Origin of the sequence: Phaeobacter sp. A36a-5a, assembly GCF_037911135.1 — a bacterium.
Classification (GTDB): Bacteria; Pseudomonadota; Alphaproteobacteria; order Rhodobacterales; family Rhodobacteraceae; genus Phaeobacter; species Phaeobacter bryozoorum.
The window spans coordinates 217,635-232,743 of record NZ_JBBLYU010000001.1 but is presented as its reverse complement, the minus strand read 5'-3'; the positions used below and the strand labels follow the sequence as shown (position 1 = coordinate 232,743).

Sequence of the window (15,109 nt, the reverse complement as noted above, 5' to 3'; positions counted from 1 at the left end):
GGGGAAATGACATGAAACTGCAAGACCTCGACATCATCGTCACAGCCCCACCCGCGCCCGGCTGGGGAGGGCGCTATTGGATCCTCGTCAAAGTGACCACCGATACCGGCATCATCGGCTGGGGCGAATGCTACGCGGCCTCGATCGGCCCAGACGCGATGAGCCACGTGATCCGTGATGTATTTGACCGCCACATGCTGGGACAATCGCCAGAAAACATCGAATGGATGTTCCGACGGGCGTACTCGTCAGGTTTCACCCAGCGGCCCGACCTCAGCGTCATGGGCGCATTCTCAGGACTGGAAATCGCCTGTTGGGACATTCTCGGAAAGGATCGCAATCGTCCGGTTCACGCACTTATCGGCGGGCGAATGAACGAGCGGCTGCGCGCCTATACTTATCTCTATCCGCAACCCCATCACGACATGGATGCGTTCTGGAACAGCCCCGAGCTGGCAGCTGAATCCGCCATTGCAGCTGTGGAGAACGGATATACAGCGATCAAATTCGACCCCGCCGGTCCCTATACGATGCGCGGCGGGCATATGCCGGCGCAATCTGACATCACGAAATCCGTCGCCTTCTGCCGAGCGATCCGTGAGGCTGTGGGAGATCGTGCCGACCTACTATTCGGAACCCATGGCCAGTTCACGCCCGCCGGCGCCATTCGGTTGGGGAAGGCTCTTGAACCCTATAGCCCCTTATGGTTCGAGGAGCCGACCCCCCCCGATTTGGTCGCGGATATGGCCCGTGTCGCTGAACGGGTGCGCATTCCCGTTGCCACCGGAGAACGACTGACCACCAAGGCTGAGTTTGCCGCTGTGCTGCGCGCTGGCGCGGCCGAAATCCTGCAACCCGCATTGGGGCGGGCAGGTGGCATCTGGGAGGTCAAGAAGATTGCGGCCATCGCCGAGGTTTTTGGTGCCCAAATGGCCCCGCATCTCTACGCCGGTCCGGTGGAATGGGCTGCCAATATCCAGTTGGCAGCGTCGATCCCCAACCTTCTGATGATTGAGACCATTGAAACGCCGTTCCACATGTCGTTGATCAAGCAGAGTATCACGATCGAAGCTGGGTTCGTCATCCCCTCGGACGCCCCCGGCCTTGGTATCGAAGTAGACGAAGATCTCGCCCGCGCCCATCCATTCGAGGGAGACGATTTGCACCTCAATATGCAGGATACCCCCTGCAACTACGCCGATGGTAACAGTTTTGTCGGCGGCGCGCCGCCCAAAACCAAATAACAGAACTACCCGTCGCAGTAGGATTTCGAACCTGTCGCTCATGCGCGCCGCCTGTCTGACCATCCGGCCTGCGCGTGCCCTGCCACAAGTCTCGGCCGCGCTAGCTCGACACGTAGCCAGCAACCACCTGCAACAGTTTGAAAGCCGTGGCGGCATCGTTTTCGACAACTGCGAGGAACTCCTCCTCACCGATCCGCAAACACGTCAGCTCGCTTTCGGCAATCATGCTCAGCGCCCTGGGTTCCTTCCGGATCAATCCCAGTTCGCCAACCAGGCGACCGGCACCGACCTTGGCTACGAGACGGCTGTCATCACCTTCCTGCGGCAGATATAGGCCCGCTTCGCCCTCCAGAATCATATAAGCGCCGTCACTCGCTTCATCGTCCTTGAGAAACACCGTGTCACCAGCCTTGGCGGTATACCAGCGCGCCCCAAAGGCAAGAAGCCGGAGCTGGCGACGGTTGAGCTCGGAGAACAGCTCCGTTTGCTCAAGCGCCCGTAGTTTCCGTGCAAGATCAGCACTGCCCGCACCATCACTGACCGCATCCGCAGCGGGGGTGTCACTCACCAACCGGCCCTGGCGAAGCTCATAATAACTGTCGAAGACATCCGGGCTTTCAAAACTGCTGCCCAGATAGATCAGCGTCGTCTCTGGCAAAAGATGGCGCAGGTTCTTGTGAATGGCGATGCGTGTATCCAGATCGTAGCTCGCCATTGCAGCGTCTAGGATCAGGATATCCGGGCGCTTGATCGAAGCGCGCGAGAAGGCAAGCGGCTCGGCAAAGCTGGCTGCAAGCCCCTGCCCGCCTATCGCAATCGGCAGATCAAAAATCAGCTCAACAACCCGATCACGCACGCCGTTCTCGACAAGAACCTCTGAGACCAGCTTCTGCACTTCCTCGGCTCGCCCGCCGGCGCTATCGGAGATCTTGCCGAACAGGGCATTCTCGAGCACCGTCAGACCCGGAGCAAAGGCCGCCTCATCAAGCGGCTCGAAAATATCACCCAGCGTAGCCGTCAATTGCTTGGAGTGGCTTTGGCGGAACGCAAGAATGCGCTCTTCTATCTCATCGCTGAACGCAGCACCGATTTGCTCGGCAGAGATGCTGAAAGGCACGATAAGTAACCGCGCAAGTTCTTCATGGCTCAGCGTAGAGACGCCATCGTTCCGGGTCTTGTCGACCAGAGCCAGCGCCCCCTCATAGGCCGAAGCCTCCAGCCCAAGCTTGCGGAAGAGCGGATGATCGGTACCGTCAATGCCAAAGATCTGCCGCAGCATTTCCACCACGTCACGGCTGAGCGCGACGAGATCGACGTCAAGATCGAGTGCCCTGAGTTGATCCAGAAAATCACTCTGTTGCCTCAGGACGTCTTCGGTGATCCGCGCTTGCGTGGTTGCATAGAGAAGGTTCTCCGCCACCGGCAGGGCCGGATTGTACCGATCTGACGCCAGAAAGTGCACGTATTGTTCCAGGCCCGCCTTGGTAACCGCCTGCTGCACCTTTGGCCGCAGTTCGACCAGCTGAAGCGCCAATTCTGAATGACTCTTGGCATCAAAACGCTGTTCGACGCCACGACGGAACAGGGCGGTATCGGACCCGATCCCCGACACCAACCGCAACCACCAGTCGCGCAGCTCCGCCTCGCTGGAGAACCCGGCCAGGCTCGGGTCCAGCCAGGAGGCGTCCAGTGGATCTGGGCTGTTACCCGCACGCTGCGCCACATCATAGCGCCGCAGGTCCTGCGCAGTACCAAGCGGCCGCTGCCTGATCGGCATCATCACATTGTCGCCAAAAGAGCCTTGAAACAGCACCGGGCGGGACGTGGCATGACCGATGCGGGCAGCGATCACCGCCTGATGAATTTCACGCATGTTCTGGTCATCGATACAGACCTTGCCCGCCGAAGGCAGCAATTCGCGGGTCAACAATCCCGCCAACGCACGGCGATCCTCCTCCGAAGGCGCGGCAACCCCGATCACCTTGCCTGCCGGGAAGCGGGCATTGAGATCTTCCAGAACAAGATTGCCATCCGCATCGCGGACGTTGACCCCCTCCACGACGATATCGCCCCGAAGCCGTTTCAAATCCTCGGGCGCGCCCGTCATCAAGGCCTCATCGACCATGCCGGGCGGGTCAAATCGCTCCAGGATCACATCCCAGCGCAACGCCATATCCTGCGTCTGGTTGTAATAGGCCAGAAGTTCCTTCCAGGGCGATGCCAAGTCCTTGTAGGCGGCAAGGGCTGCAACCAGTGCACCGAGCGAGACCTTGCCTTCAAGCACCAGATAGCCGCCAACTGCATAGAACAGAAACGGTGTCAGCTGGGTAATGAAGTTGTTGAGAAACTTCATGAAGAATTTTTTCTGATAGATCGCAAACCGGATGTCATAGAGCCATCCGAGCCGATCCGTGATGACAGCCATCCGGTAACGCCAACCGCCGTTCAGACGTAGGGTAGATGCGCCAGCAGCGCTTTCGCCGATCTCGGAGGCCAAAGCGCGGATCTGATGAATACGCTTCTTGTTCAACAGGTTGATTTGCCGCTGCAACATCGGGATCAACCAGCCCTGCAAGGGAATTAGCGCAACCGCCGCCAGACCGAACCAGACACTCTGCATGAACAGAAAATAGAGGATCGTCAGCATCTGACCGGCCTGTAGCACCGGCTGGCTGACCGCATCCCCCATCAACCCCCCCATCGGCTCACTTTCCGAGGTGATCATAGACACCAGTTCGCCCTGGCTTACCCGCTCGAAATACGGCTGTGGGAATCGCACAACACGCGAGATCAACCGATAGCGAAACCGCCGCAGCATCCGCTCGGCCAGAACCCCCTTCATCGTGTTGATGCGCATTTTCAGCAGACCATGCGCGAGAACCGCCAGAAGAAATCCACCGCAGAGAAGCCAGAGATAATGCAGCTGGTTCAACTCGTACCCAAGCAGGTCAATTGTGGAGCTCTGCGCCCCGATAGCATCGTTGATGATGCGTTTTGGCAGTTCCAGAGTGAGATAGAGAAGTGGAAACAGGCAGGCCGTGACCACCAACAGAACCAGTTGGTCGCGCTTTGAGTAGTTCCAGATAAACCGAAAAAGAGTGCGTTCTATGGGACGGCTCCGAAATGGAAAATGTTACGGAAACTGATCCCGATATGCCTAGCCCGGATTGCCAGTTGCAGGCAATGGCAAGACGGACGTCACACGCCGTGTTGTCCGGCTCAATCCAGCTGACCTTGCCCAAAGCCTATCCAGATGACGGAGCGTCGTGGCGATTAGTGCCACAGGCCATTTGCCTGTTTCGAAAAAATACGTAAGCTTTCAGCGCGCGACACAAAACGGGGCCATTGCTTTGACAGACCACCTCGCATCCCTTTTGGGATTGCTTTGCCTGCTTCAGATCAAACACATGTTTGCGGATTTCTACCTGCAAACACCCAAGATGCTCTCGGGTCGTGGTGAATATCTGCATGCCGGACGGGCACAACATGCGGGGGTGCATGTGATGGGATCCATTATTGCCTTTGTTATCATGGGGGCTCCGGTTGGCTTCATCTTGATCATCTGCGCGCTGGAATGGGTGGCACATTTCAACATCGACTATTGCAAGGCCTGCTATTCCAAACGCAAGGAACTGGCACCGAATATGGCTGTCTACTGGCGCGCGATGGGCACCGACCAGGCCTTACACCAACTCACCTATCTTGCGATGGCAGCTGCCTGGGCGCATGTCAGTTTCGGCTGAAAGCCGAAGCAGCGCGACCTAAGCTGTCGGCGCCCGGGACAAAGCTCAGCGCGTGACAGGTTCGTCGCGCTTGATGGTCCGCAGCACCACGTTTGTTTGCGCACTGGCAACCGCAGGCAGGCGGAACAGAAACTCCTCAAGAAACCGATTGTAGGCGTCAAGATCAGGCGCCAATACCCGCAGGTGGTAATCCGACTGCCCCGTGGTCGCATAGCATTCCTGAACCAGACGGCTGGTCTCAACCGCCTTGATGAAGTCCGCCAGCTTTTCGCGGTCGTGACGGGTCAGCTGCACATGGACAATCGCGTGAAATCCCAGCCCCATAGCCGCCGCGTTCACCACCGCGCCATAGCGCTCAATGACACCCGCCTCCTCCAGTGCGCGCACCCGCCGCCACAACGCCGAAGCTGACATCCCCACCGCCTCTGCCAGATCCGCATTCGACATCCGCGCATCCTGTTGCAGCAGCGTCAGGATCCGACGGTCCCGATCATCAAGGGTGAGATCATCATCCATGGTAAAATCATCCAAATTCTTACATCACATGGAAATATCATTCATGAATGGAGTAATACAGAGGTAATCTGGCAAGAATATCCAGACAATGTGGATTATCATTTCGCGCATATGATCGTATCATTGCAAGGGATACTCCAATGACCCAGCTCAGCCACGATTTTCGCAGTTACCAGCTGGATGACCGGTATGAGATGACGACGGGCCGCGTCTTTCTGACCGGCACCCAGGCACTGGCGCGCGTGATGCTGGATCAGGCACGGCGCGACAGATCGGCCGGATTGAATACCGCAGGCTTTGTATCCGGCTATCGCGGCTCTCCGCTAGGCGGCGTTGATCTGGAATTCTGGCGCAGCCGCACACGCATGGACGCCAATAACATCACCTTCATGCCCGCCGTGAACGAAGATCTGGGCGCAACCGCCGTCTTGGGCGCGCAGCAGGCCATTCTTGACCCTCACTGCGAGGTCGAGGGCGTGTTCTCCATGTGGTATGGCAAGGGACCGGGGGTCGACAGGTCCGGCGATGCGCTGAAGCACGGCAACGCCTATGGCTCATCCGAGAAGGGCGGCGTTCTGGTCGTTGCAGGCGATGACCATGGTTGCGTCAGCTCCTCAATGCCACATCAGTCCGACGTGGCCTTCATGTCCTGGTTCATGCCGGTCCTGAACCCGGCCGATGTCGGGGAATTCCTGCAGTTTGGCGAATACGGCTTTGCGCTGTCGCGCTATTCGGGCACTTGGGTAGGGTTCAAAGCCGTCTCGGAAACCGTGGAAAGCGCACGCTCCGTGGACCTGCGCCCGGACCGCGCTTTCTCCTACCCCGAACTGCCCGATTATCCAGGCGGGCTGCACATCCGCAGATCAGACCTGCCCTCGCCCGAGATTGAGACCCGGATCCACGCCAAGCTGCGTGCGGTGCGTGCCTTCGCCGAGGCAAATCCGATTGATACGCGGATCTACGATCTGCCGGAGGCAAAATTCGGCTTTGTCACCACGGGCAAGGGACATCTGGACCTGATGGAGGCGCTGCGCCTGCTCGGACTTGATGCGGCCGCCTGCAAACGTCTCGGTATTGATATCTACAAGGTTGGGATGGTTTGGCCCCTAGCCCGCACCGAGGCACTGCGTTTTGTAAAAGGCAAACAGGAAGTTCTGGTAGTCGAGGAAAAACGCGGCATCATCGAGAGCCAGTTCAAGGAATATTTCTACGACTGGCCAGGCGACAAACCGGAACGGATGGTCGGCAAACATGACAGTCAGGGCAACCCGCTGATCCCCTGGACAGGTGAGCTGTCGCCTTTGCAGCTGGTGCCGATCGTGGCGGAACGCCTGAACCGGTTCTTCCCAGAGGAAAACCTGTTGGAGCGGGCAGATATTCTGACCGCCAAGCCCCCTCAGCTGCTGAATATCCCCGGTGCCACCCGCACCCCCTATTTCTGCTCGGGCTGCCCTCATAACACCTCCACTAAACTGCCTGAAGGCAGCAAGGCCAACTCGGGAATTGGCTGCCATGTCATGGCCAGCTGGATGGACCGCGACACCGCCGGTTATGCCCAGATGGGAGGCGAAGGGGTGCCCTGGACAGTTGCCTCGAAATTCAACGGCGGCAAGCATGTGTTCCAGAACCTTGGCGAGGGCACCTGGTATCACTCCGGCTCTCTGGCGATCCGTCAGGCGGTCGCTGCGGGCACAAATATCACTTATAAAATTCTTTATAATGATGCGGTCGCGATGACCGGCGGCCAGCCAGTGGATGGACCGGTCAGTGTCTCAGGCATCGCCCAAACCTGCCGCGCAGAAGGCGTCGACCGGATTGCGCTGGTGTCCGATGAGATCGGCAAGTTCTCCCCCTCCGATTTCCCTGCGGGCACCAGTTTTCACGACCGTGCCGAAATGGACACCGTCCAACGCGAGCTGCGGGAGATCCCCGGCGTTACCGTCTTGATTTACGAACAGACCTGCGCCACCGAAAAACGCCGCCGCCGCAAGCGTGGCACAATGGAGGATCCAAAGCGGTTTGCCTTTATCAATGATCTGGTTTGTGAGGGTTGCGGCGATTGTTCGGTGGAATCCAACTGCCTGAGTGTCGAGCCGAAAGAGACCCCCTTTGGCCGAAAACGCAAGATCAACCTTTCAAGCTGCAACAAGGATTTCTCCTGCCTGAATGGTTTCTGCCCAAGCTTCGTAACCGTGGAAGGTGCAACGCGGCGCAAGAAAGAAATTGCCGCTTTGGACATTGGTACGCTGACCGCTGGCCTACCTATGCCTGCTTTGCCATCGCTGGAGGATCCATTCGATCTTCTGGTGACCGGTGTCGGCGGTACGGGCGTCGTCACGGTAGGTGCTCTGATCACTATGGCCGCGCATCTGGAAGGGAAAGGCGCCAGCGTCCTGGACTTTACCGGCTTCGCACAGAAGTTCGGCACCGTACTCGGCTACATCCGCCTTTCAAATGCACCGGACGCGCTGCATCAGGTGCGTATCGACCAAAGTGCGGCAGATGCGGTAATCGGTTGCGACGTGGTAGTCAGTTCCGCTCCGAAAGCGTCAGCCCACTATCGCGAGGGCACGAAAATGGTGCTGAACCGCGCCGAAATGCCCACAGGCGATCTGGTCCTGCGCCGTGATGCCGACTTGATGGCCACTCTGCGCGAAAAATCCATCGCCGATGTTATCGGTGCCGACAACCTGTCGGGCTTCAACGCGAATGAAGCGGCAGAAACTCTGCTTGGCGATGCCGTTCTGGCCAATGTCATGATGCTGGGCTTTGCTTGGCAAAAGGGACTGGTTCCGGTCAGCCTCGTCGCCCTTGATCAGGCTATTGTCTTGAACGGTGTTGCGATCGAGAAGAACCGCCTGGCCCTGGCCATCGGGCGGGCCTTCGCCCATGATCCGGCGCGCCTGTTAGATCTCTACTCCGAAGAGGAGGCGCGCGTAGAAACCCTGGCCGAGCTGATTGACCGCCGCGCCACGTTTCTGACCGGCTATCAGGATGTTGCCTATGCACAATCTTATACTGCCCAGCTGGAAACCCTGCGCGATGCCCTTCCTGTGGATCGGTCTGAAGAGCTGGTCAAGGCGGCCGCAAGATCGCTGTTCAAACTGATGGCCTACAAGGACGAATTCGAAGTGGCCCGCCTTCTGAGCAACGATCGTTTTACGCATCAGCTCGAAACCGAATTTGAGGGCAACTTTCAGGTGAACTATCACCTTGCCCCGCCGCTCCTCAGCCGCAAAACCGATGCGCGGGGCCGCCCCCGCAAAATCCAGTTCGGCGGCTGGATGCGTCCGGCGCTCCGCCTTCTGGCGAAGGGACGCCGCCTGAGAGGCCATCGCTGGAACCCCTTCGGTCATCACGAAGAGGCACGTCTGCACCGTGATCTGCTCAGCTGGTATCAGGGCATCCTCCAGCAGGCCGCCGTACGCTATACAGCAGAGGATCACGACAAATGGCTGTCCGTGCTGACTGCACCGATGGATATCCGTGGATACGGACCGGTGCGCATGGCCGCCGCCGAAAAGACCAGGGCCGACGTCGACAAGCTGCTCACTGCGATGTGAGACCGCGTCTTAGGGGCGCCAGTACTGTTTGGCGTATTCCGCAAATTCGGCCAGCTCTGCGGGGCTGGCCGACTGGCCGGTAAAGACCTCCAGATAAGCCCCCGTCATGCTGAGCCGCTGCTCGTACGGCTCATTAAGGCCCGCCATGTCGTAGCCCAGCTGCATGTAATAGAGCACTTTGGCCCGCGTTTCTGCATCGCGTTCAGGGTAATCATAGCGCCGAAACATCGAGGTCAACGCATCGATCCTGCGGGCATCCGACATGTCCAGAATATTGCGCACATGGCCGGATCTGCGCGCCCAGTCCCGTATCGCGAAGTCAAGAGCCGTGTTGAACAACTGCGGGTTCGCCGTACAGCGAAACACATTCAGGACAGCGGCGGTAATGGTCTCTGCCGCAGCTTCAGCCTGCCCCATCAGGCCAACCGTATTGGTCTGTTCCCAATTGGTCAGCAGCGCGTCCAACAGATCCTGCCGTGACTTGAAATACCAATAGAACGAAGACCGAGAAACCCCCATGCGTTCCGCGAGCGCAAGCACCTTGACCTGCTCGACCCCGTCGGTAATCAGCACATCCATCGCCACATTCAGCCAATCTGCACGCGTGACCTTGACGTTGCCAACCAATGGGATGGCTTCGGGATCATCGCGGTGCAGGATCGGTTTTTCAGCCATGGCTGACCTCTGAATACTTGGATTGAAACCTCGGCGGGCGGGCCGCAGACGACACGAATGATCTGCCCGCACAACTTGCCGCTGTTTGTACAGGCTGTCCATCCGGTCCTACAAGTGTTCTCACAATCGGGCGCTTGGGCGCTCGGCGATCCTATCGTACCACGCGCGGGTCGCAGTATTGTCTGCCGGGATACGCATCTTAATGACCCGGGCGAAGTCGACAAAAACAAAGGCGGCAATGTCGGCCAGGGTCAGATCGTCCAAAGCGACAAAGACGCTTTGCTGCAAGCGCGCCTCCAGCAGATCGAAAAACCGCGCAGTTCGGGCAAGACCTCGTTCTGCCAACTCTGGAATCTGAGCATGATCTTCGGGGCCAGGAATGGCCCGGTGGGCAAAGGACGGGTGGCTGTTTCGCAGCGCTTCGGCGATCGGCAGTCCGCCCTGCGCCTCTACTATCGCATGCCACATCAGGACTTGCCCTTTTTCCGCCGGAGTGCGCCCCGTCAATGGCGGTTCCGGGTGGAGCGCCTCCAGATAGGCCGCAATCCCCAGGTTCTCAGTCAAGGTCAGCCCGTCATCCGTCACCAGAACCGGCAGCGTCGCCTGCGGATTGACCGCCCGAAACGCCTCAGACAATTGTTCGCCCTTTGCAATCGAAATGTCGCGCGTCTCGATCTCCAGCCCCTTTTCTGCGATGAACATCCGCGCTCGTCTGGGGTTGGGGGCGGTGCTGCAATCGTAAAATATCATAGTGCGGCCTCTCATCTGCGTTTCGGAACGTCTCAAGCAGCCTAGGTCGCCGGAAGGCCACGGCGCCAGTCAAACCCGACGTCGCAACCGCAGCTGACACGCGCGGATCAGCTCACACGGCAATAGATGAAACACCGCCCCGGAACCGCCCCCGCTGGCAAAGGCTGTTCCACCAGCGCGTCGAAATACATCCGGTCTGAGGACACCATAAGGCCGCCCACCGCCAGAAGCGGCTCGACCAGAGGCGAGATCATCCTCGCGAAGGCGTCGTTCTTTTCGCGGTCATGCCCGCCCAGGTCGGCGTGGATCAGGCTGGCGCCTCCCGAAAACCGGTCTGCGGCTGCAGGCAGTGTTTCACGAACGTCACCAAGGATGGTCAGATGTTCCGCTGGCGTGCTGTCAGGATGCGAGGCGACGGCGCGCTCGAACACATAGACGTCACGATCACGAATGCGTTCGCGCATGTGGTGAAAGGTACGGCCATTGCCTAACCCCAGTTCAAACACCGGCTCTGTCCGGCCCGCGGTCTGCGCAATAGCCGCATCCAGACAGGCCCGCTGCGACACCATCCGGTCGATAAACAGATCAAGCCGTGTGGTGGTATTCTGCGCGTTCATGACATTCTCCCTTAGATGACCGTGGCAGCACTAAGGCCGCAAGTTGCGACAGCTGTGACAGAGATCGTCGCGAATGTGTAGCATCCGAAAGCTATGCGTCTCTGCGCTTTTGCACGAGCCTGGGCTGCTCGCGGGCACTCAATTTTTTGGCATCAATCTTTAGGGTATGGAAATGGGATTTGACTATTGCCCCAGTGGCGCGCGACAGTGGGCGAAAAAACAGGGGATATGGAACCGCTATGCAAGCGCCGCAACGGCTTGGCGGCTTAGGCTAAATGACGCCTCTGCTGTCTGTCGAGAACCTCAGTATCGGATTTGGCCAGGGTGACCCGGTTGTGAGAGACGTGAATTTTTCCGTCTCCGCAGGTGAAACCGTTGCGCTTGTCGGAGAAAGCGGCTCGGGCAAAACCGTGACCTGTCGTGCTGTCTTGCGGATCCTGCCGAAGGCCGCGCAGATCAGGCAGGGCCGGATCTTGTGGCGTGGCGCCAACGGCGGTGGCGAACGGGATCTGCGCACGCTGGGCGAGCGGCAGATGCGAGACGTTCGCGGCAATGAAATCGCAATGATCTTTCAGGAGCCGATGCGCTCTCTTTCGCCACTGCACAGGATCGGCAATCAGGTTGCCGAAGTACTCTGGCTGCATGGTGGCAAGAGCGAAAGCGCCGCCAAGCGCGAGGTCTTGACCTGTTTTGAACGGGTGGGCTTCCCGGATCCGGAGCGCACCTATAAATCCTATCCTTTTGAGCTGTCCGGCGGGATGCGTCAGCGCGCGATGATTGCGATGGCGATGGTCGCCAAGCCTGATCTTTTGATCGCGGACGAACCGACGACGGCGCTGGACGTAACCACCCAGGCACAGGTACTGGGCCTAATGAAAGACCTCCAGCGCGATACCGGCATGGCGATGATCCTGGTGACCCACGATCTGGGTGTTGTCGCCAATATGGCAGAGCAGGTCGTCGTCATGCACAAAGGCCGCGTCATGGAATCCGGCAGTGCCGAAGCTGTCCTTGGCGCGCCCGCGCATCCCTACACTCAGGCTTTGTTCAGGGCGGCCCCGCAGATCCCCGAGACACCAGAACCCGTCTCCCCTGTGCCGCAGGACGATCTGATCCTTGAACTGCGCAACATTTCCAAGACATACGCGTTGCGGGCTGGCAAAGGCTGGTCTGCGCCCACCCTTATTCATGCCTGCAAAGAGCTGAATCTAGCGCTCCCGCGCGGCAAGACGCTGGCAATCGTCGGCGAAAGCGGTTCGGGAAAGACAACAGCCGCACGTATTGCGCTTGGCGCCGAAGCCCCCGACCCCGGCGGGGAAGTCTTGTTCAGACCCGCAGCAGATGCCGCACCGATTTCTGTTCATGACATGGACCGCAGCAGCCGGACGGCGTTTCAACGAGCCGCCCAGATGGTGTTTCAGGACCCCTATTCATCGCTGTCGCCGCGGATGCGTGTTCAGGATGCCATGACGGAACCTCTGGAGATCCACGGTTTGGGCAATCGCAGCAGCCGCCGGGATCGCGCCGAAGAGATGTTGCGGCTGGTGGGCCTGCAACCTGAAATGCTGCTTCGCTATCCACATGCGTTCTCGGGCGGTCAGCGCCAACGCCTGTCGATCGCCCGCGCGCTGATGCTCGATCCATCGCTGATCGTCTGCGATGAGCCGACATCGGCCCTGGACGTCTCGGTCCAGGAACAGATCCTGCGACTGCTGGAGGACATCCGCGATCAGCAGCAACTGTCCTATCTCTTTATCAGCCACGACCTGGCTGTGGTGGCACGCATCGCCGATGAGGTCGCTGTAATGCGCCGTGGTATGGTGGTAGAACAGGCGCCGCCTGAAACGCTGTTTTACAATCCTCAGCATCCATACACCAAGGCACTGATTGCTGCGCAGCCGGAACCGAGCATCAAGCGCCCGATCAATCTCAAATTGGTAGCACAGGGCGCCGGATCGCCCGACAGCTGGCCAGACCGTTTCAAATTCTCCGGCATCACGGCACCGCCTTTGGTACAAGTGGAGCCCGGACATAAGGTACGTTGTCATGTTTAATCTGCGCTCATCCCTGAAGACCCTCGCAACTGGAGCGGTTCTGGCCCATGCCCTCAGTCTGGCAATGGCCTCGACGGCCCTCGCCACGCCCGCACAACTGATCGAAAGCGGATTTTGGGAACAGGAGGTGCAATCCGGCGACCTGCCGCCCGTCGCCGAACGAGTGCCCGAGGTCCCGTTGATCGTCGATCTGGAAGCCAAGGGCCGTCGGTTCGGGGTCCAGGGCGGCACGCTCAACACCATGGTGACTCGGTCCAAGGACATCCGGCAGATGGTGGTGTATGGCTACGCCCGACTGGCGGGCTATGACGAGACCTATCAGCTACAGCCAGACATCCTGCTGGATTTCGAGGTTGAGGATAATCGCCGCTTCACCTTGAAACTGCGTCCGGGTCACCGCTGGTCAAATGGTGATCCCTTCACCTCTGCCGATTTTGAATACTGGTGGAAAGACGTCGCCAATAACCTGCTACTCAACCCTACTGGCGCCCCGGATTATCTGCGGGTGGATGGGGCGCTGCCAACCGTCAGTTTTCCTGATGAAACAACCATCATCTACGAATGGGCTGCCCCCAATCCCAGTTTCCTGCACAGTCTTGCGCAGGCCAGCCCGCCCTTCATCTATCGCCCATCGGCCTATCTGAAACAGTTTCATGCCGATTACGCCGACCCCGAAAAGCTCGCTGAGGAAGTGGACTATGCCCGGGTCAAGAGCTGGGCCGCCCTGCACAACAAGCTCGACAATATGTATAAGTTCGACAACCACGAATTGCCGACTTTGCAGCCTTGGATCAATGCAACCTCGGGCAAGAAGATCCGGCATCTCTTCGTGCGCAATCCTTATTACCATCGTGTCGACAGCAAGGGCGTGCAGCTGCCCTATATCGACACGGTCGAGATGGAAATCGTGGCAGGCGGCCTGGTCGCCGCCAAGACCAATGCCGGCGAAGCGGACCTGCAAGCCCGCGGACTTGGCTTTCGCGATATTCCGATCCTGCGCAAGGGAGAGAGCGATGGCGCCGCCTACAAGACCTATCTCTGGGGCAATGGAACTGCTTCTCAGATCGCCATCTATCCAAATCTCAACGTAAACGACGACCAATGGCGCCAGGTTCTGCGCGACACGCGCGTACGCCGGGCCCTCTCTGTCGCGATCAACCGGGCCGGCATCAACAAGGCGCTCTATTTCAAACTGGCAAAGCCGGGGGCGATGACGGTGCTTGAGGCCAGCCCCTTCTTTGATCCCGCCCTGCGCGAGGCCTGGGCTCAATATGACCCCGAGCTGGCAAACCAGCTTCTGGACCAAGCCGGGCTGAGCGAGCGTGACAGCTATGGCATCCGTAAACTGCCCGATGGCCGTCCCATGGAACTTGTCGTGGAGACCGCCGGCGAACGTCAGGAGGTAGAAAACGCGCTACAGATCATCTCCGATGACTGGCGCGATGTTGGCGTCAAACTGGTGATGCGGCCCCTTGATCGAGACATCCTGCGCAACCGGGTGTTTTCCGGCACTACAATGGCCTCGGTCTGGTATGGCTGGGACAACGGGCTGCCGCAAACCTATACCTCACCTGCTTATCTGGCACCGACCGATCAGGTGTTTCTGTCTTGGCCGAAATGGGGCCAATACCATCAGACCGGAGGTGACGTTGGGGAGGCACCGGACCTCGAACCCGCCCAGCGACTGATGGAACTCTGGCACGCCTGGGAAGCCGCAACAACGGACGAAACCCGCACCAAGGTCTGGCAGGAAATGCTGAAGATCCACGCTGATGAAGTCTATGCAATCGGTCTGGTCGCTGCGGCCCCGCAACCTGTTGTTGTCAGCAATCGTCTGCGCAATGTGCCGACAAAAGGCACCTGGGCCTGGGATCCGGGCGCCCATTTTGGCATCTACCGCCCGGATGAGTTCTTCTTCGAAGACGGCAAAGGCTGAGGGACCACGAC

General features: G+C 59.0%; 10 protein-coding genes. 5 read left to right on the top strand and 5 right to left on the bottom strand.

The window, feature by feature from the left end; translation table 11 throughout:
* Positions 1-11: 11 nt before the first annotated feature.
* Positions 12-1,244: a mandelate racemase/muconate lactonizing enzyme family protein gene (locus WLQ66_RS01100; protein WP_340544402.1), complete on the top strand. Its 1,233-nt coding sequence runs from the start codon at positions 12-14 to the stop codon at positions 1,242-1,244.
* 100 nt (positions 1,245-1,344) lie between these two features.
* Here the strand turns inward: WLQ66_RS01100 and WLQ66_RS01095 are convergent, their stop codons facing one another.
* Complete coding sequence (locus tag WLQ66_RS01095) at positions 1,345-4,302, bottom strand: ABC transporter transmembrane domain-containing protein (protein ID WP_340546275.1); 2,958 nt, start codon at positions 4,300-4,302, stop codon at positions 1,345-1,347.
* Between the two features lie 292 nt (positions 4,303-4,594).
* On the opposite strand from WLQ66_RS01095, the gene WLQ66_RS01090 reads away from it, so the two are divergent.
* Positions 4,595-4,987: a DUF3307 domain-containing protein gene (locus WLQ66_RS01090; RefSeq protein ID WP_340544401.1), complete on the top strand. Its 393-nt coding sequence runs from the start codon at positions 4,595-4,597 to the stop codon at positions 4,985-4,987.
* Positions 4,988-5,032: 45 nt separating this feature from the next.
* Here WLQ66_RS01090 and WLQ66_RS01085 read toward each other — a convergent pair whose 3' ends face one another.
* Entirely contained in the window at positions 5,033-5,503 is a 471-nt protein-coding gene (locus WLQ66_RS01085) for an Lrp/AsnC family transcriptional regulator (RefSeq protein WP_340544400.1), read from the bottom strand.
* 140 nt (positions 5,504-5,643) lie between these two features.
* On the opposite strand from WLQ66_RS01085, the gene WLQ66_RS01080 reads away from it, so the two are divergent.
* Positions 5,644-9,066 carry an indolepyruvate ferredoxin oxidoreductase family protein gene (locus WLQ66_RS01080; protein WP_340544399.1) on the top strand — a complete coding sequence of 1,141 codons (3,423 nt, stop codon included), beginning with the start codon at positions 5,644-5,646 and terminating at the stop codon, positions 9,064-9,066.
* A 9-nt stretch (positions 9,067-9,075) separates the two neighbouring features.
* Here the strand turns inward: WLQ66_RS01080 and WLQ66_RS01075 are convergent, their stop codons facing one another.
* From WLQ66_RS01075 to WLQ66_RS01065, 3 genes are all read right to left on the bottom strand, one after another.
* A complete protein-coding gene (locus tag WLQ66_RS01075; RefSeq protein WP_340544397.1) occupies positions 9,076-9,741 on the bottom strand; it encodes a TetR/AcrR family transcriptional regulator in 666 nt (221 codons plus the stop codon).
* Between the two features lie 120 nt (positions 9,742-9,861).
* Positions 9,862-10,491 (bottom strand): glutathione S-transferase family protein, encoded by a 630-nt coding sequence (locus tag WLQ66_RS01070; protein WP_340544396.1) that lies wholly within the window; start codon positions 10,489-10,491, stop codon positions 9,862-9,864.
* Between the two features lie 107 nt (positions 10,492-10,598).
* A complete protein-coding gene (locus WLQ66_RS01065; RefSeq protein ID WP_340544395.1) occupies positions 10,599-11,108 on the bottom strand; it encodes a class I SAM-dependent methyltransferase in 510 nt (169 codons plus the stop codon).
* Positions 11,109-11,383: 275 nt separating this feature from the next.
* Here WLQ66_RS01065 and WLQ66_RS01060 point away from each other — a divergent pair, with 275 nt between their 5' ends.
* Together WLQ66_RS01060 and WLQ66_RS01055 are read left to right on the top strand one after the other, a co-directional pair.
* On the top strand, positions 11,384-13,162 hold the full coding sequence (locus WLQ66_RS01060) for an ABC transporter ATP-binding protein (protein ID WP_340544393.1): 1,779 nt from the start codon (positions 11,384-11,386) through the stop codon (positions 13,160-13,162).
* Positions 13,155-15,098, top strand: coding sequence for an ABC transporter substrate-binding protein (locus WLQ66_RS01055; protein ID WP_340544392.1), 1,944 nt, complete (start codon positions 13,155-13,157; stop codon positions 15,096-15,098). The genes WLQ66_RS01060 and WLQ66_RS01055 overlap by 8 nt, the downstream gene beginning before the upstream one ends.
* The last annotated feature ends 11 nt before the right edge of the window (positions 15,099-15,109 follow it).